Consider the following 16,815-nt stretch of genomic DNA (forward strand, 5'->3'; position numbering starts at 1 on the left):
TGCGCGGCTCCTCGCGTCATCACTCGTGTTGACGATGACGGTAACCCGGCACCGCGTCTACGTCAACGTTTGTGTTGACTATTGCCAAAGGCGCTGGTCGGAACCTAGATTCATGGCGCGGCCACACACCGATGCCCGTTTCGACCAAGGACACAGGGGTCCCGCCCATGACCGTCAGCACCGCCCTCCCCGCCGAGTTCGCAGGCGACGACGGGCACGCGCTCGCCATCGAGATGATGCGCAGGATGCAGCGCGTCCGGCTGTTCGAGGAAGCCACCATCGCGCTGTTCCACGCGGGCGAGCTGCCCGCGATGGTCCACCTCTCGATCGGGCAGGAGGCCGCCGTCGTCGGCGCGTGCCTCGCCACCGAGACGTCGGACTACATGACCGGCAACCACCGGTCGCACGGCCACCCGATCGCGAAGGGCGCCCGGCTCGACGCGCTCATGGCCGAACTGCTCGGCAAGGCGACCGGTGTGTGCGGCGGCAAGGGCGGCAGCATGCACCTGGCCGACTTCTCCGTCGGCAGCCTCGGCGAGTCCGGCATCGTGGGCTCGGCCATCCCGGTGGCCACGGGCGCGGGCCTGGCGGCGCAGGTGAAGGGGTCCGGGCAGGTCGCGCTGTGCTTCTTCGGTGACGGCGCGGCCAGCGAGGGCGTGCTGCACGAGTCGATGAACATGGCGAGCATCTGGCGGCTGCCGGTCGTCTACTTCTGCGAGAACAACGGCTACGCGGTGAGCGTGACCGCCGAGGAGTCGCTGTCCGTGCCGGACGTGTCGATGCGGGCGGCGGGCTACTCGATGCCGGGTGTCACCGTGGACGGCCAGGACGTCCTGGCCGTGTACCGGGCGACGCTGTCCGCGGTGCGGCGGGCGCGTGCCGGGGCGGGGCCGTCGTTGGTGGAGGCCAAGACGTACCGCTTCCACGAGCACGCCTACGGGTTGACGGTGCCGTCGCCCTACCGCGACCAGTCCGTCGTGGACAGTTGGTTCACCACGGTGGACCCGGTGACCCTGTTCCACGACCGGCTGGTCGCCTGGGGCTTCGACGCCACCGAGCTGGCCGACGTGACGGCGGCCGTGCGGTCCGAAGTGGACGCCGCGGTCGAGTTCGCCAGGGTGTCCCCGTTCCCGCCGCCCGAGGCGGCCTACACCGACGTCTACTCGGAGGCTTCCGCATGACCACCGCGACGCGTGCCAAGCAGCTGGGGTTCCTGCAGGCCATCAACCGCGCGCAGACCGAGGAGATGGCCCGCGACGAGCGGGTGATCCTGATGGGCCAGGACCTGCGCGCCAACGTGTTCGGCGCGGCGGCCGGCGCGCTCGAGAAGTTCGGCCCGTCCCGGGTCCGGGACCTGCCGCTCGCCGAGGCCGGGTCCATCGGCATCGCCGCGGGCGCCGCGATGGCCGGGCTGCGGCCGATCATCGACCTGACGGTGGCGAGCTTCGTGTTCGGCGCCATGGACCAGTTCGTGTCGCAGCTCGCGAAGGCGCGGTACATGTTCGGCGGCCAGGCGACGCTGCCGGTGGTCGTGCGGGCCGCGCTGTACTACCACGGCGGCACCGCGGGCCACCACGCCGACCGGCCGTACCCGATGTTCATGAACGTGCCCGGCCTGAAGATCATCCTGCCGTCGACGGCGCCGGACCTGCTCGGGCTGCTGAAGTCCGCGATCCGCGACGACAACCCGGTGCTGTGCTTCGAGGACGCGAACCTGTGGGGCCGCAAGGGCCGCGGCCCGGTGCCCACCGCCGAGGACCACCTGGTGCCGCTGGGTTCCGCCGCCGTGCGCCGCCCGGGCACGGACGTCACGATCGTCGGCATCGGCCTCGGCGCGTTCCTCGCCGAACAGGCCGCGGCGGAACTGGCCGAGGACGGCATCAGCGCGGAGGTGATCGATCCCCGCACCCTCGTCCCGATGGACTGGCCGACGATCCTCGATTCGGTGTCGCGCACGGGCAGGCTCGTGGTCGTCGACCCGGCCAACCGGACGTGCAGCGCGGCCAGCGAGATCGCCGCGCACGTCACCGAGGAGTGCTTCAGCGCACTGCGCGGCCCGATCGTCCGCGTCACGACGGACGACACCCACGTGCCGTTCAGCCCGGCGCTCGAGAAGCAGATCTACCCCAGCAAGGACAAGGTCGTCGCGGCCGTGCGCCGCACGCTCGCGTGAAGGAGAACACGGTGGCACGACACGAGGTCAGGCTCCCCCAGCTGTCGATGGGCATGAGCGACGCGGAGATCATCGACTGGTACGTCGAGGACGGCGAGGAGGTCGCCGAGGGCGCGGACCTGGTCGAGATCGAGGCGGAGAAGGCACGGCAGGTGATCACCGCGCCGCAGGCCGGGGTCGTTCGAGAGCTGCGGGGCGACAGCGGGGACGTGCTCGAGGTGCGCGACCTGCTGTGCGTCATCGAGTCCGCGTGATCGCGCGCGCGTGCTGGGCGTTGGGGTCCCATTCCGCGAGCCGCTCCATCGGCTCGGTGTCGCCCGTGGTCTCCAGGCTGTCGAGCGGGACGCGGTCGTAGAGGTAGAGGACCAGCTCGCTCGCCGAGCCTCGCACCACCAGGTCGCCCGGCTCCGCGCCCGCGGCGAGGTCGTCGCACCGGACGCCGCCGGCGTCGAGGGTCAGGCGCCAGGAGCGGCCCTCGGTCGCGTGCAGGTCGATGGTCGCCGGCGTGAACGGCCAGGGGACGGTCGTCGCCGCGACGGTCGTCAGGAACTCGTCGACGCCCTCGACCGCGACGTCCGCCGGCAGTGGTTGGGCGGCCCCCTGGGTGAGCTGCGCGTCGTAGGTGTGGACGGCGAACTCCTGGATCTGGTGGCGGGCCACGGCTCCGCTCGTCTCCGGGGCCTGCGAGCGGCCCCACCAGGTCCAGCAGCCGCGGTCCGGGCCGGCCGCGCGCATCGCGTCGAGCATGAGCTCGGTCGACTCGGCGAGCCAGGCATCCAGGGCGGCGCGGTCGCGGGGCGCCGTCGGGGCGCCCTTCGGGTCCGTCCGCGCCGGTGGCTCGGCGCCCGGCCCCGCCGCGACGATGGCGGCCTGGCGACGACGGCCGTCGCCGAGGTGCTGCGCCAGCTCACGCAGCGTCCAGTCCGGACAGGTCGGGACCTGGACGTCGAGGTCGGGCGCGGCCGCGATCGCGGCGCGGAACGCGGCGGAGCGGTCGTCGATCAGCCGCAGGACCTCGGGGAACTCCAGAACGTGGTGCACCGCGGTGGTGTACCACGCCGCTCCGGCCGCCAGGTAGCGATTTAGTCTGCTCCGGCGCTACGAGGACGGCGTGGTCGCGCGGGGCGGCCGGTTCCGCCGCGGCCGGTCACCGGACGCTGGGCCTGCTGGCCGAACCCACGTCACCTCGCGACGTCGCGTTGCTCGCGTGCGGCGATCCGCTGCCGGGTCGCGGGCTGCCATGGCCTGTTCGAGGGCGGCACCAAGGTGTTCGCCACGGCGCAACCGGCGGAACTGGACGAGCTGTTCACGCCCATCGCGACCGGGCAGGCGCGGCCGCCCCGTTGACCGGCCCCGTCCCGTGGCGTTGAATCGCGGAGGATCACGGGCGGGTGGAGGCGGCGATGGAGCTGAACCGGCGGGACGCGTTACGTGCCGGAGTACTCGGTGCGGCGGCGGTCGCAGCGGCGGGAGCGACGAGCGGCACGGCGGCGGCCGAGCACCGCGACACCACCACGCTGGACCGGACGCTGCTGCTCGGCCCGCCCGGCGCGGGCGGTTACCGGCCGATCGTGCCAGGGCCGGGCGAACCCCACCTGGTGCGTGACGAACTGCTCCCGGCCCGGCGCGCGGGTGGGCGCGGGCGCCGCAGGCCGATCCTCGCGTTCGGCCAGCTCACCGACATCCACGTGACGGACACCCAGTCACCGGCGCGGGTCGAGTTCCTCGACCGCTACAACGATCCCGACGGCCCGTACGGGTACCTGCTGCCGTTCGAGTCGTCCTACCGTGCGCACGAGTTCCTGTCGGCGCACATCAGCGACGCGATGGTGCGGGCGATGAACCGGGTGCGGCGCGGGCCGGCGACCGGACGGCCGCTGTCGTTCACCATCGCCACCGGGGACAACGTCGACAACGTGCAGCACAACGAGCTGCGCTGGTACATCGACCTGCTCGACGGCGGGCGGGTGCGGCCGGACTCCGGCGACCTGTCCCGTTACGAGGGCGTCGCCGACCTCGTCGCGTACGACGTGCGGTACTGGCACCCGGACGGCACGCCTGCCGGGCAGCAGGACGACCTGCCGCGCGCGAAGTACGGCTACCCCACGGTGCCCGGTCTGCTGGACGCCGCGCGCAGGCCGTTCCGCGCCGAGGGCCTCGACACGCCGTGGCTCACCGCCTACGGCAACCACGACGGGCTGATCCAGGGCAACCTGCCGCCGATCCCCGCGCTGGCGCCGCTGGCCGTCGGCGACCGCAAGATCACCGGCCTGCCGCCGGGGACCGACGTCCTGCAGCTCGCGCAGTGGTTGCAGACGCTGGACCCGCGCGGCCTCGCGACGCTGCTGTCCGGTCCGGCGCGCACCGTCACCGCCGACCCGGGCCGCCGGTTCGTCAGCAGGACGGAGACCATCCGCGAGCACTTCGCCACCACGTCGTCGCCGCGCGGCCACGGTTTCGGCCGGTGGAACCTGGAGACCGGCAACGCCTACTACGCGTTCGACCGCGGTGTCGTGCGCGGGATCGTGCTGGACACGGTCAACCCCAACGGCGGGTCGGAGGGCTCGATCGACGCCGAGCAGTACGCGTGGCTGGAGCGGGAGCTGACCGCGGGGCGCGGCCGGATCTTCGTGCTGTTCAGCCACCACCCGATCGGGTCGATGGACAACACCGCGGGCGCGCCGCCGAGGATCGACGGCGAGGCGGTGCGGGACCTCCTGCTGCGCTTCCCGAACGTGGTGCTGTGGGTCAACGGGCACACCCACCGCAACACCGTGATCCCGCACCGCGCCCCGGCGGGCGGCGGTTTCTGGGAGATCAACACGGCCGCGCACATCGACTGGCCGCAGCAGGCCAGGGTGATCGAACTGGTCGACAACCGGGACGGCACGCTGTCGATCTTCGGCACCGTCATCGACTCCGCCGCGCCGGCCGCCCACCACGGCAGGACCGACTCGCCGATCATGCTGGCGTCGCTGGCCAGGGAGCTGTCCGGCAACGACTGGCAGTCCCGGGCACGCCCGAACCCCGCCGTGGACGGCAGACGAGGCGCGGTCGAGGACCGCAACGTGGAACTGCTCGTGCCCTTCTCATGACGTGAGCAGGGCCAGCTCCGCGTTCAGGAGTCCGGTCAGGTAGTCGTGGCGGCCGTCGGTGCGCTGGATGCCCCGGCTCGGTCCCTCGGCGATCATCAGGACGTAGAGGTGCAGCCGGTAGAGCGACAGCCGGATCCGGGCGGCCGCGTCGAACGGCGCCGGCCGGTAACCACGCAGGAACGGGTGCTCCGGCTCGTCCTCGATCCGCCGGAACAGCGCCGGTGACACCAGATCCAGCAGCGGATCCCCGTAGAGGTGGCGTTCACCGTCGACCACGCCGGCCAGCCGGCCGGACGGCGACACCAGCACGTTGCCGTCCCACAGGTCGAAGTGCAGCAGTGCCGGCCGGGTCACCGCGGCCAGCACGTCGTGGTGCCGCTCGATCACCCCGTCCAGCGGCGGCAGCGGCACGTGCCACGCCGCGGCGTCGGCACGCAGCGCGGCGACGACCGCGGCGAAGGCGGTCGGCCAGTCCGGTCCCGACGGCCGGTCACCGGTGTAGCCGAAACGCGGTCCGCTGATCTCGTGCACGGCGGCGATCGCGGCGCCCAGGTCGGCGCGGGCGCGCGGCGCGTCCCCGTCGGTGAGCGAGCGGCCGGGGAGCAGCGTCGTGATGATCCAGTCGTCGGAGACGGCCAGGACCGACGGCACCGGCACGCCGGGCGCCTGGTCGCGCACGAGACGGAAGTACTCCGCCTCGGCCGGGATCAGCCCCTTCTCGTACGCGAGCACGCGGGCCGTCGGCGGCGGCCCCACCTTGACCACGACCTCCCGGCCGTCGGCGAGCGCCACGCGCCAGACGGTGGCGAAGGTGCCGCCGCTCAGCTCGGCGGCATCCACCACCTCGACCGCACCGAGCCCGTCGGCCAGCACCGACTCGACACCGGCACGCGACAACGTGGGCTGGGTCGGACTACGCACCCACCGAGACTAGCGGGGCGCCATCCGGAAGTCGGCCAGGTCGGGGTGGCTCGCGCGGATCAGGTCGATCTCGTCCATGGCGCAGCCCGGGACCGCGGCCACGCGTTCGTCGGCCGCCACGGCCGACAGCACCGCCGCGGCTGACTCGTCGTCCAGTGCCGGGTCGAAGTGGCCCTCGGTCGCGGCAAGGAGCAGGCGAGAGATCCGCCCGCCGCCCGCCGAGATGACTTCGCCGGTCACCGTGGCCGACGGGTGGGCCAGGGCGAGCACGACCGCGGACACGAACGCCGGGTCGAGCTTGTCGTTCAACCGCCCGTACACGTCGGCCGCCATGCGGGACCGGGCGACCGGCGCGATCGCGTTCACGCGCACGCCGTGTGCCGCGCCCTCCAGCGCCAGCACCCTGGTCAGGCCGACGACGCCCATCTTGCCCGCCGCGTACACGCTCGACCGCTGCTGCCCGAACACCCCGACAGCCGACGTCGTGTTGACGACCGCGCCGCCGCCCTGCGCGACGAAGTGCCGCCACGCGGGCAGCAGCAGGTGGAACGCGCCCAGCAGGTGCACGGACAGCGACGCCCGCACATCGGGGTACCGGACGTCCGTGAAGTGGTTCGTCCTGGCGATGCCCGCGTTGTTGACCAGCACGTCCAGCCTGCCGAACGACGCCAGCGCATGCTCCACAACGGACTCGCCGCCCGCCGCGGTCGCCACGCTCGCCTCCGCGGCGACCGCCTCTCCCCCGGCGGCGCGGATCTCCTCGACGACCCGCAGGGCCGGGCTGTCGTCGTTGGCGGCACCGTCCACGCCGACACCGATGTCGTTCACCACGACCCGTGCGCCGCGGGCCGCGAGGTCGAGCGCGTACCGCCTGCCGAGGCCGTTGCCCGCGCCCGTCACGACCGCGACCTGACCGGTGAAGTCCAGCATTCCGTCTCCTCTACTGTGCGCGCCGAGCCGTGAACTCCGCGAGGGACTGTTCCTCCAGCGCCAGCCCGTACCCGAGGGCCTCCCGCGCCGCCGCCTTCAGGTGGCGGTTCAGCACGGACTTGGTGCTCCGCAGCGCGAACGGCGGCAACCCGGCCCAGCGCACGGCCAGTTCCCGCGCCGCCGCGAGCGGGTCCGCCGCCACCTCGTGCAGCAACCCCGCCGACACCGCCTGTTCCGCCGATACCAGTTCACCGTTCAGCACCAGGAACTTGGCGCGGTTCAGGCCGACCAGCACCGGCCACAGCGCGGCGCTGCCGTTGCCCGCGGTGACGCCGCCCGGCACGTGCCGGTCGCCGATGCGGGCCGCCGGCGCCACGAACGCGACGTCCGCGAGGCTCGCCAGGATCGCGCCGAGCCCGAACGCGTCCCCGTTCACCGCGGCGATCACCGGCTTGTCCAGGTCCAGCAACGTCTCCACGATCAGCCGGGCCTCCTCGACCGGCGTCAGGCCGGTGAGCGTCGTGAACGTCCGCGCCGGACTGCTGTCGCCGCCGCGGCAGAACGTCGTGCCCGCCCCGGTCAGCACCACCACGCGGACGTCCGGGTCGCGGCCCATGTCGGAGAAGACCCGCGTCAGCTCCGAGTGCATCGCGTCGTCGACGGCGTTGCCGTGCTCCGGGCGGTCGAGGGTGAGGGTGGCGATGTATGCATCCACAGTGGACCGGATCCGGGTGTAGTCCGCCATGGTCGGCGATTGTATGCAATCGTTTCCGCCGAAAGCTACTCCTCGCCGTCGAGGTTCCGCAGGATCCGGTCGCGGCCGAGCAGGATGTGCTCGTGCATGAGCTGCCCGGCACGCACCGGTTCACCCTTCGCGATCGTGTCGCGGATCAGCTGGTGGAACAGGTTCGACCGGGCCAGCTCCGTGGCGGAGAACTCCCGCAGCGCCTCGAACACCAGCGGCGCGTCCACCGCGCTGCTCAGCAGGTGCGCGAGCCTGCCGTGCCCGCTGGCCGCGATGATCGCGGCGTGCACCCTGCGGTTGGCCTCGCCGATCAGCCGGGTGCGCTCGAGGCGGTCGAGGTCCCGGCGCCGCATGGCCTTCGCGAAGTCGCGGATGCCGGCGTCGATCGCCGCGACGTCGTCCGGCGTCGCCCGCGCCGCGGCCAGCTCGGCCGCGTAGGACTCCAGCCGTGCCCGCAGTTCGTACAGGTCGAGCACGTCGCGGCGGTCCAGTGACCGCACCACCGCGCCGCGGTTCCGTTCGGTGATGACGAGCCCGTCCGCGGCGAGCATCCGCACCGCCTCGCGCACCGGCGTGCGGGACAGCTTCAGCTCGGCGGCGATCCTCGCCTCGATCAACCGCTCCCCCGGACGCAGTCTGCCCTCGACGATCCAGGCGCGGATGGAGCTGTAGGCGAGCACCGGGCCCGCCATGCCCTCGCCGGGCAGTGGCCCGCCGCCGTACGCCGCCGCCACACCGTTGTCGTTCGCAGCCATCGGAAACCCCTCACTGCCTGCGGTGGACGTAACGGGTACGCGGCCGGTGACACGGAGTGCCCGACGACGGGCGCACGCCATCGCAGGTGGTCGCCAGCATACAATCCGGGATCCGCGTCAACAAGAGTGCTGACAAACCCTTGTCTCGATCTCCGGATTGTGTGCAATATGTGGCCACTGTCGATTCAGGAGGGTGGCGCGGAGTTGGGTCCCCTGAGTGGAGTCAGAGTTCTCGAACTGGGCAGCTTCATCGCGGGCCCGTTCGCAGGCCAGTTGCTCGCCGACTACGGCGCGGAGGTCATCAAGATCGAACCGCCGCACACCGGCGATCCCATGCGGCGCTGGGGGATCACGAAGGACGGCGAGTCCCTGTGGTGGCCCGCGATCGCCCGCAACAAGAAGTCGGTGACCGTGGACCTGCGGGGCGAACGGGGACAGCGGCTCGTGCGCGATCTCGTCGCCAACTGCGACGTGGTGCTGGAGAACTTCCGGCCCGGCACGATGGCGCGGTGGGGTCTCGACTACGAGAACCTGCGCGCGGTCAACCCCGGCGTCGTGGTCGTGCACGTCTCCGGTTTCGGCCAGACGGGGCCGAACGCGGGTCACGCCGGCTTCGGCAGCGTGGCCGAGGCGGTCGGCGGCATCCGGTACACCACGGGTTCCCCGGACGACACCCCGGCACGCGCCGGCATCAGCCTCGGCGACTCGCTCGCCGCGTTGTTCGCCGTCATCGGCACGCTCGCCGCGCTGCGCGAACGGGACACCAGCGGCGAAGGCCAGGAGGTCGACGTCGCGATCTACGAGGCGGTGTTCGCGCTCATGGAGTCGATGCTCGCCGACTACCACGTCGGCGGCGTCATCCGCACGCGCAGCGGCAGCGTCCTCCCCGGCGTCGCACCGTCCAATGTGTACCCGACGGCGGACGGCGCCGAGGTCGTCATCGCCGCCAACGCCGACTCGGTGTTCGGCAGGCTCGCCGAGGCGATGGGCGACCCGGAGCTGGCGACCGACCCGCGGTACGCGACGCACCAGGCCCGCGGCGCGGCCATGGCGGAGCTCGACGCGCTCGTCGCCGCGTGGACGAAGTCGTACGAGAGCGGCGAGCTGGTCGAACTGCTGCAGCGGCACGGCGTGCCCGTCGGGATGATCAACACTGCTGCGACGATCCTCACGGACGACCACTTCGCCGCGCGCGACATGATCCTGTGGCGGCAGGCGGCGACCGGCACGGAGCTGCCCATGAACGGTGTCGTCCCCAAGTTCTCCCGCACCCCGGGCGAGATCGAGCGGACCGGTCCCGAACTCGGCGCGGACACCGACGCGGTGCTGACCGAGCTGGCGAAGGTCGACCGCGAGGAACTGGCCCTGTTGCGCGCGGATGGTGTCGTATGAGCGGAACTTCCGGAGCGAATCGACAGCACGGCACTGATCTGCTGACGCTCGACAACGTCACCGTCCGCTTCGGCGGGGTCGCCGCGCTCGACGGCGTCTCACTGACCGTCCGCACCGGACAGATCGCGGCGCTCATCGGCCCGAACGGCGCCGGCAAGACCACCGCGTTCAACGCGATCAGCCGCCTCGTACCGCTGGCGGGCGGCCGGATCCACTTCGACGGCAAGGACCTCCTGCGGCTCGACCCGGCCGCGCTGAGCGGTCTCGGCATCGCCCGCACGTTCCAGAACCTCGCGCTCTGGCCCGGGATGACCGTGCTGGAGAACGTGATGGTGGGCAGGCACGCCCGCGGCCGCGTCGGGTTCGTCTCGGCACTGCTCGGCGGCCCCGCCCGCAGGGAGGACCGCGAGGTGCGGGCCCGCGCCTACGCGATGCTGGACTACTTCGGCATCGCCGACGTCGCGCACCGCGAGTGCAAGGGCCTGCCGTTCGGCACGCTGAAGCGGGTCGAACTGGCCCGCGCGCTCATCGCGGAACCCCGGCTGCTGCTCCTCGACGAACCGGCGGGCGGCCTCGCGCACGGCGACGTCCGCGACCTGGGCGAGCTGCTGCAACGCCTGCGCGAGGAACGGGACATGACGCTGCTGCTGGTCGAACACCACATGCAGTTCGTCATGGGCATCTCCGACTACGTCGTCGCGCTCGACTTCGGCCGCAACCTCGTCTCCGGCACCCCCGCCGAGCTGCGGGACTCCCCCGAACTCGTCGAGGCCTACCTCGGGACACCGGTATGAGCGCACTACTCGAACTCCACGACGTCCGTGCCTTCTACGGCGACGTCGAGTGCCTGCACGGCGTCGACCTCACCGTCGACGACGGCGAGGTGGTGGTCGTGCTCGGCGCGAACGGCGCGGGCAAGACCACACTGCTCCGGTCGATCTGCCAGCTCGTGCGCACCGAGGGCGACATCTCCTTCGGCGGCAGGAAAATCGGCGGCAAGTCCACCTACGACGTGGTCCGCCGCGGCGTGTCGATGGTCCCGCAGGGCCGCGGCACGCTGGTCGACCTGTCCGTCGACGACAACATCCGCGCCGGCGGCTACATCCGCCGCGACACGGAGGTCGAGGCGGACGTCCGCTACTGGTACGACGTCTTCCCGCGGCTGGCGGACCGGAAGAACACCTCGGCGGGCAGCCTGTCCGGCGGCGAACAGCAGATGCTCGCGATCGCGCGGGCGCTGATGAGCAGGCCGACGCTGCTGCTGCTCGACGAGCCGTCGCTCGGGCTCGCGCCGATCGTCGTGCGGCAGCTGTTCGACGTGCTGGCCCGCGTCTGCGACGAACGGTCGGTCGCGATGGTCGTCGTCGAGCAGAACGCGGCGCTGGCGCTCGACATGGCCCGCCGCGGCTACGTACTGGAAGCGGGCACGGTCGCCGTCACCGGCCCCGCGGACCACCTGCGCGACGACGAGTCCGTCCGCCGCGCCTACCTCGGTTACTGACACCCAAGGGAGGGTGCCGTGACGATCACGACCACCGACAGGGCCGGGACACCGACCGGCCGGACACCCCGGGGCGGTGACGTCCTCGCCGCGCGCAGGCGGCGCTCCGCCACCCGCAGCCTCGGCGTGGTCGCCGCGCTGCTGGCCGCGTTCTCCGTGTACGCGATCATCGACGGCGGCCTCACCCTGTACCTGCAGCGCGTCATCGACGGCGCCACCAACGGCGTGCTGTACGGCATGGTCGCGCTCGCGCTGGTGCTGGTGTTCAAGGCGACCGGCGTCATCAACTTCGCGCAGGGCGCGATGGCGATGGTCGGCACGTTCCTCGCGTTCACCGCCGTGGACAAGTGGGGGCTGCCGCTGATCGTCGCGATCGTCGTCGGCATGGCGATCTCCGCGGTCGCCGCCGCGGGCATCGAGCGGACGCTGATCCGGCCGTTCGACCCGGGCAACCACCTGGCGATCACCATCGTCACGCTGGCCCTGTACCTGGCGTTCAACGCCCTCGCCGCGCTGCTGTGGGGCTTCGACCCGCGTGGTTTCCCGACGCTGTTCCCGCACGACCAGGGCGACTACCTGTCGATCGCGGGGGCCCGGCTGTACTACACGAACCTCGGCACGGCGCTCCTCATCGGCCTGGTCGTCCTGGTGCTGCACCTCGTGCTCTCCCGGGCCCGGCTCGGCCTCGCGTTCCGCTGCGTGGCGACCAACCTGGAGTCCTCCCGGCTGCTGGGCATCCACATCGGACGGACGGTGCAGAGCAGCTGGGCCATCGCGGCCGCGGTCGGCACCCTCGCGGGCTGCCTCGCCGCGCCGACCACCTACCTGGACCCGACGTTCATGGACAAGATCCTCGTCTACGCCTTCGCGGCGGCCACCCTCGGCGGGCTCGACAGCATCGCGGGCGCGCTCGTCGGCGGCGTCGTGGTCGGCCTGTCGATCGCGTTGCTCACCGGCTACATCCCCGCGCTCGGCGGCCAGTTCGGCCTCGGCTGCGCGTTCTTCGTGATCATCGCGGTGCTCCAGTTCAAACCGTCCGGCCTGCTCGGCCGCCGCACCCAGGACCGTGTCTGATGGCCAGGTTCACCATCGAGGAAGGCAGCACCGCGCACCGCAACCTGCGCTGGGGCGGCGGCCTCGCCGCCGCCGCGTTCCTGATCGTCCTTCCGCTGCTCATCCCGTCCGTCGCGCAGATCGAGACGCTCACGCAGATCGTGTGCTACAGCGTCGCGATCCTCGGGCTCGGCCTGCTGACCGGGCACTGTGGACAGATCTCGCTCGGGCACAGCGCGTTCGTCGGCATCGGCGGGTACACCACGATCATCCTGGTCGCCGACCACGGCTGGCCGTACCTGGCGACCATCCCCGTCAGCATCGTGCTGTGCCTCGTGGCGGGCGCGCTCGTCGGCATCCCGGCGCTGCGCATCCGCGGGCTCTACCTCGCGACGGTCACCCTCGCCGTCGCCGCGCTGTTCCCCGTGCTCATCAACAAGTTCCCGAGCTTCACGGGAGGTCCCAACGGCAAGTTCGCCGCCGAGGAGATGACGGCGCCGGACTGGTTCTTCGTCAACCCCTACACCCCGACCGGCCCGCCGACCGACCACTACTACGCGATCCTCGTCGTGGCCGCGCTGATGTTCCTGGTCGCGGGCAACATCGTGCGCAGCAGGATCGGCCGGGCCATGCACGCGGTGCGCGACGCACCGCTGTCGGCCGCGGCGGCCGGCGTCAAGGTGGCACCGGTGAAGATCTTCGCCTTCGCGGTCAGCGCCGCGTTCGCGGGTGTCGCGGGCTCCCTGCTCGTGATCCAGGTGCCCGCGGTCTCCGACGCCCGGTTCGACCTGTACCTGTCCATCTTCCTGCTCGTCGCGCTGATCGCCGGGGGCAGCGCGTCCATCTGGGGTGCGATCCCGGGCGCCATCGTGTTCGTGGTCCTGCGCACCTACATCGCCGACTGGGCCGAGTCGCTCGACCTGCTCAGCGGCCGACCCGACGGCGGGCAGATCGTCGGCATCATGTCCGGCGCGCTGCTGATCGCCTTCGTGTTCCTGTTGCCGGGTGGCGTGATCGACGGGCTGTCGCGGCTGCGCCGCCGGGTCCTCGAGATCGTCCCCCGGCCCCCACGCGACTGGGAGCGGTACCGCTTCGCCGCGCCGTCCCGGACCGAACAACCGGCTGTGAGAGAGAGCTGAACCATGACCCGACCCACCTGGCAACGGTGCCTGGCGATCCTGGCGGTCACCGCCGCCACGTCCTCGCTGGTCGCGTGCTCGCACGAGGAGGCGAAGCAGGCGGCGGAGGCGCAGAAGTGCGGCCCGTCGTCGTCGAAGCCCGCCGACGCGGGCGCCACCCCCGACGGGACGACCATCCCCGCACCGAACCCGGACGCGAAGAACTGGGGCCAGTCCGACGGCTGCGTCTACACCGGACCCGGCGACTTCACGCTCGACCTGACCGACTGCCCGTCGAGCTTCGACAACAACGCGGGCATCACCGACGACGAGATCAGGCTGTTCACCAGCATGCCGCACTCCGGTGCGCTGGCCGCGTACGGCGCGATCTCCGAAGGCATCAAGACGTACTTCGACTACGTCAACCGCAACGGCGGCGTGCAGGGCCGCAAGATCTCGATCGACGTCAAGGACGACCAGTACCAGCCGGACCAGACGCGCAAGAACGTCGAGGAGGCGGTCCAGTCCGGTGAGTACGCGGCGAGCTTCGCGGTGCTCGGCTCCCCCAACAACCTGAACCTGATCGACTACACGAACAAGAACTGCGTCGGCCACTACATGGTCGCCGCCTCGGACAACGAGTTCGGCGACCCGGTCAACCACCCGTGGACCACCGGGTTCGGCCTCGACTACTACAACGAGAGCGGCATCTGGGCGTCCTGGATCAAGGAGAAGTTCCCGAACGGCGCGAAGGTCGCGACGATCTCCATCGGCAACGCGCTCGGCCAGGCCTACATCAACGGCTTCAAGCGGGCCGTGGCGCAGACCGACGGCATCGAGATCGTCGACGAGCAGACCAACGACGTGACCGCGCCGAACGTGGACAACGAGGTCACGAGCGCGGCGGCGTCGAAGGCGGACGTCGTGGTGGTCGCCGAGGCTGGCACGTTCTGCACGCAGGCGATCGGCGCGATCGAGAAGTCGTCGTGGGACCCGGTCGTGGTGGCGGCCCAGCCGTGCGCGCAGATCCAGACGACGTACGCGCCGCTCGGCAAGCAGGGCCTGACCGGCAACGGCACCAACGTCGTCCGCTACTACTACGCGCCGACCGACCCGGACAACACGAACGCCGAGTTCGCGCAGCTGTACACCGACACGGTGACGGCGGCCGGGCTGGACGCGAAGAACGCGCAGATCGCGAACGGCTGGTTCTGGGCGTGGTACATCGTGCAGGCGCTGCAGGACGCGTCGGTGATGAAGGGCGGCCTGACCCGCGCCTCCATCAACATCGCGGCGCACTCGTACCAGTCGACCTACCCGCTGATGATCGACGGCGTCGAGGGCAAGGTCAGCGGCGTCGAGGACGCGTACCCGTTCGAGGCGGGCGGCATGTACACCTACACCGGTGCCACGCCGAGCACGACGGGACACTTCGAACCGGCCGGCCCGCTGATCGACAACGGCGGCAAGCTCGGCAACTGGGAGAAGGCCAAGGGTGGCAACTGATGCCGGCGGGCTGGCACGGGCCGTGGCGACGCGGTCCGTGTCCAGCCGCGAACTGGTCGCGGCGCACCTCGACCGGATCGCGGCGTCGGACCTGAACGCGGTGGTCACGGTCGACGCCGACCGTGCGCTGGCGGAGGCGGCGGCGCTGGACGCGCTGCCGTCGCCGCGCGGGCCGCTGCACGGGGTGCCGATCACGGTGAAGGACGCGATCGCGACCGCCGGCATGCGGACCACCGGCGGTTCGCGGGCCTTGGCGGACCACGTGCCGCAGGCGGACGCCCCGGCGGTGGCCCGGCTGCGGGCGGCGGGCGCGGTCGTCATCGGCAAGACGAACGTGCCGACGTGGTGCGGCGACATCCAGACCTACAACGACGTGTTCGGCACCACCCACAACCCGTGGGACGTGTCCCGGACGCCAGGCGGCTCGTCGGGCGGCAGCGCGGCGGCGGTGGCGGACGGGTTGTGCGGGTTCGACCTGGCGTCGGACATCGCGGGCTCGATCCGCGTCCCGGCGCACTTCTGCGGGGTGTACGGGCTGAAGCCGTCGGTGGGCGTCGTGCCCGGGGAGGGGTACGTGGACCACGTCGGCGCGGGCGCGGTGCCACCGGACGGGAACGTGCTGGGGCCGATCGCCCGCAGCGCGGACGACCTGGCACTGGTGATGTCGGTGCTCGGCGTGCCGGCGGGCCGGGTGCCGGAGGTGTTCCGGGTCGCGACGTGGCTGGACGACCCGGCGTGCCGCGTGGGCAGCGAGGTCGCCGAGGTCCTCGGCGCGGCCGTGGACGCCCTCGCGTCGGCGGGCGCCCGGGTGTCGGCGCCGCGCCCGCCGGCCACGTTCGACGAGCTGTGGACGCTGCACCTGGACATGGTCCTGGCGGCGGTGTCCTACAACCTGCCACCCGGCGGTGTCCCGCCCGCCACCGCCACACACCGCGGGTGGCTCGCACGGGCGGAGGACCGGGCGCGGGTGCGGGCGTCGTGGGCGCGGTGGTTCGCCGGGTACGACGTGCTCCTGATGCCCGTGACGGCGATGCCCGCGTTCCCGCACGACCAGGCCGGTGACATCGGGTCCCGCGCACTGGTGATCGACGGGGTGCGGCGGCCGCACATGTCGACGATCGGGTGGTGCGGGCTGATCAGCGTGCTCGGACTGCCGTCGGTGGTGATGCCGGTGGGGCTGACGGGCAGTGGGTTGCCGGTCGGGATGCAGGTGGTGGCACCGCACGGGCAGGACCACGTGGCGGTGGCATTCGCCCAAGCGGCGGCCACGGTCGTCGACGGTGGAGCACGCAGGCAGCCCCCGCCGCGATAGTCGTTGGAGTGGCCGGATGTGGTGAAGGGGGTCCAATCACATCGAACACTCCGCAAGGCGACGCGCCCGGCCCGCGAAGCGGGCCTTCCTCCGCAATGCAAGCACCTGAGAGCCACACCACCGAGCCCGGCGGGGCGTTGATGAGGAGATCCTTCCTCATGCCCAACCCAATAAAGGGGCTGTTCACCACATCGAACACCCCGCACCCGCAACACCCTTGACCGAACGCCGGGCGCGCAGCGCCCGGCCCGCGAAGCGGGCTTTCCTCCGCAACGCAAGCACCCTGAGAGCCAGGCCACCGAGCCCAGCCGGGC

Annotated in this window: 16 protein-coding genes; 11 read left to right on the plus strand and 5 right to left on the minus strand. The window is 71.8% G+C overall.

The window, feature by feature from the left end:
- Positions 1 to 167: 167 nt before the first annotated feature.
- The 3 genes from ACYQ77_RS12850 to ACYQ77_RS12860 are packed head-to-tail and all read left to right on the plus strand — an operon-like array spanning position 168 to position 2,427.
- Positions 168 to 1,181: a thiamine pyrophosphate-dependent dehydrogenase E1 component subunit alpha gene (locus tag ACYQ77_RS12850; RefSeq protein ID WP_459710668.1), complete on the plus strand. Its 1,014-nt coding sequence runs from the start codon at positions 168 to 170 to the stop codon at positions 1,179 to 1,181.
- Complete coding sequence (locus ACYQ77_RS12855) at positions 1,178 to 2,173, plus strand: alpha-ketoacid dehydrogenase subunit beta (RefSeq protein WP_459710670.1); 996 nt, start codon at positions 1,178 to 1,180, stop codon at positions 2,171 to 2,173. Before ACYQ77_RS12850 ends, ACYQ77_RS12855 begins: the two co-directional genes overlap by 4 nt.
- 11 nt (positions 2,174 to 2,184) lie before the next feature.
- Positions 2,185 to 2,427 (plus strand): lipoyl domain-containing protein, encoded by a 243-nt coding sequence (locus ACYQ77_RS12860; RefSeq protein WP_459710672.1) that lies wholly within the window; start codon positions 2,185 to 2,187, stop codon positions 2,425 to 2,427.
- Here ACYQ77_RS12860 and ACYQ77_RS12865 read toward each other — a convergent pair.
- Entirely contained in the window at positions 2,411 to 3,214 is an 804-nt protein-coding gene (locus ACYQ77_RS12865) for a maleylpyruvate isomerase family mycothiol-dependent enzyme (RefSeq protein ID WP_459710674.1), read from the minus strand. The two genes, ACYQ77_RS12860 and ACYQ77_RS12865, sit on opposite strands and share 17 nt — an antisense overlap.
- A gap of 362 nt (positions 3,215 to 3,576) precedes the next feature.
- On the opposite strand from ACYQ77_RS12865, the gene ACYQ77_RS12870 reads away from it, so the two are divergent.
- A complete protein-coding gene (locus ACYQ77_RS12870; protein ID WP_459710676.1) occupies positions 3,577 to 5,268 on the plus strand; it encodes a TIGR03767 family metallophosphoesterase in 1,692 nt (563 codons plus the stop codon).
- Here the strand turns inward: ACYQ77_RS12870 and ACYQ77_RS12875 are convergent.
- The 4 genes from ACYQ77_RS12875 to ACYQ77_RS12890 are packed head-to-tail and all read right to left on the minus strand — an operon-like array spanning position 5,263 to position 8,619.
- Positions 5,263 to 6,189 carry a phosphotransferase family protein gene (locus ACYQ77_RS12875; RefSeq protein WP_459710678.1) on the minus strand — a complete coding sequence of 309 codons (927 nt, stop codon included), beginning with the start codon at positions 6,187 to 6,189 and terminating at the stop codon, positions 5,263 to 5,265. The genes ACYQ77_RS12870 and ACYQ77_RS12875 overlap by 6 nt on opposite strands.
- A gap of 9 nt (positions 6,190 to 6,198) precedes the next feature.
- Entirely contained in the window at positions 6,199 to 7,119 is a 921-nt protein-coding gene (locus ACYQ77_RS12880; RefSeq protein WP_459710680.1) for an SDR family NAD(P)-dependent oxidoreductase, read from the minus strand.
- Between the two features lie 10 nt (positions 7,120 to 7,129).
- Entirely contained in the window at positions 7,130 to 7,864 is a 735-nt protein-coding gene (locus ACYQ77_RS12885; RefSeq protein WP_459710682.1) for an enoyl-CoA hydratase/isomerase family protein, read from the minus strand.
- A 35-nt stretch (positions 7,865 to 7,899) separates the two neighbouring features.
- Positions 7,900 to 8,619, minus strand: coding sequence for a GntR family transcriptional regulator (locus tag ACYQ77_RS12890; protein WP_459710684.1), 720 nt, complete (start codon positions 8,617 to 8,619; stop codon positions 7,900 to 7,902).
- A gap of 204 nt (positions 8,620 to 8,823) precedes the next feature.
- Between ACYQ77_RS12890 and ACYQ77_RS12895 the strand changes: the two genes are divergently transcribed.
- Genes ACYQ77_RS12895 through ACYQ77_RS12925 form a run of 7 tightly spaced genes read left to right on the plus strand, consistent with a single transcriptional unit; the run spans position 8,824 to position 16,501 of the window.
- Entirely contained in the window at positions 8,824 to 10,011 is a 1,188-nt protein-coding gene (locus tag ACYQ77_RS12895; RefSeq protein WP_459710686.1) for a CaiB/BaiF CoA transferase family protein, read from the plus strand.
- The gene (locus tag ACYQ77_RS12900) at positions 10,008 to 10,805 is read left to right on the plus strand and encodes an ABC transporter ATP-binding protein (RefSeq protein WP_459710688.1); all 798 of its coding nucleotides are present in this window, start codon (positions 10,008 to 10,010) and stop codon (positions 10,803 to 10,805) included. The genes ACYQ77_RS12895 and ACYQ77_RS12900 overlap by 4 nt, the downstream gene beginning before the upstream one ends.
- A complete protein-coding gene (locus ACYQ77_RS12905; RefSeq protein WP_459710690.1) occupies positions 10,802 to 11,512 on the plus strand; it encodes an ABC transporter ATP-binding protein in 711 nt (236 codons plus the stop codon). The genes ACYQ77_RS12900 and ACYQ77_RS12905 overlap by 4 nt, the downstream gene beginning before the upstream one ends.
- Before the next feature lie 18 nt (positions 11,513 to 11,530).
- Positions 11,531 to 12,586 carry a branched-chain amino acid ABC transporter permease gene (locus tag ACYQ77_RS12910; protein WP_459710691.1) on the plus strand — a complete coding sequence of 352 codons (1,056 nt, stop codon included), beginning with the start codon at positions 11,531 to 11,533 and terminating at the stop codon, positions 12,584 to 12,586.
- On the plus strand, positions 12,586 to 13,704 hold the full coding sequence (locus ACYQ77_RS12915; protein ID WP_459710693.1) for a branched-chain amino acid ABC transporter permease: 1,119 nt from the start codon (positions 12,586 to 12,588) through the stop codon (positions 13,702 to 13,704). The genes ACYQ77_RS12910 and ACYQ77_RS12915 overlap by 1 nt, the downstream gene beginning before the upstream one ends.
- Before the next feature lie 3 nt (positions 13,705 to 13,707).
- Complete coding sequence (locus ACYQ77_RS12920) at positions 13,708 to 15,189, plus strand: ABC transporter substrate-binding protein (protein ID WP_459710695.1); 1,482 nt, start codon at positions 13,708 to 13,710, stop codon at positions 15,187 to 15,189.
- Positions 15,179 to 16,501, plus strand: a complete 1,323-nt coding sequence (locus ACYQ77_RS12925) for an amidase family protein (protein WP_459710697.1) — start codon at positions 15,179 to 15,181, stop codon at positions 16,499 to 16,501. The genes ACYQ77_RS12920 and ACYQ77_RS12925 overlap by 11 nt, the downstream gene beginning before the upstream one ends.
- The last annotated feature ends 314 nt before the right edge of the window (positions 16,502 to 16,815 follow it).

The organism is Actinophytocola sp. KF-1, from assembly GCF_054661535.1.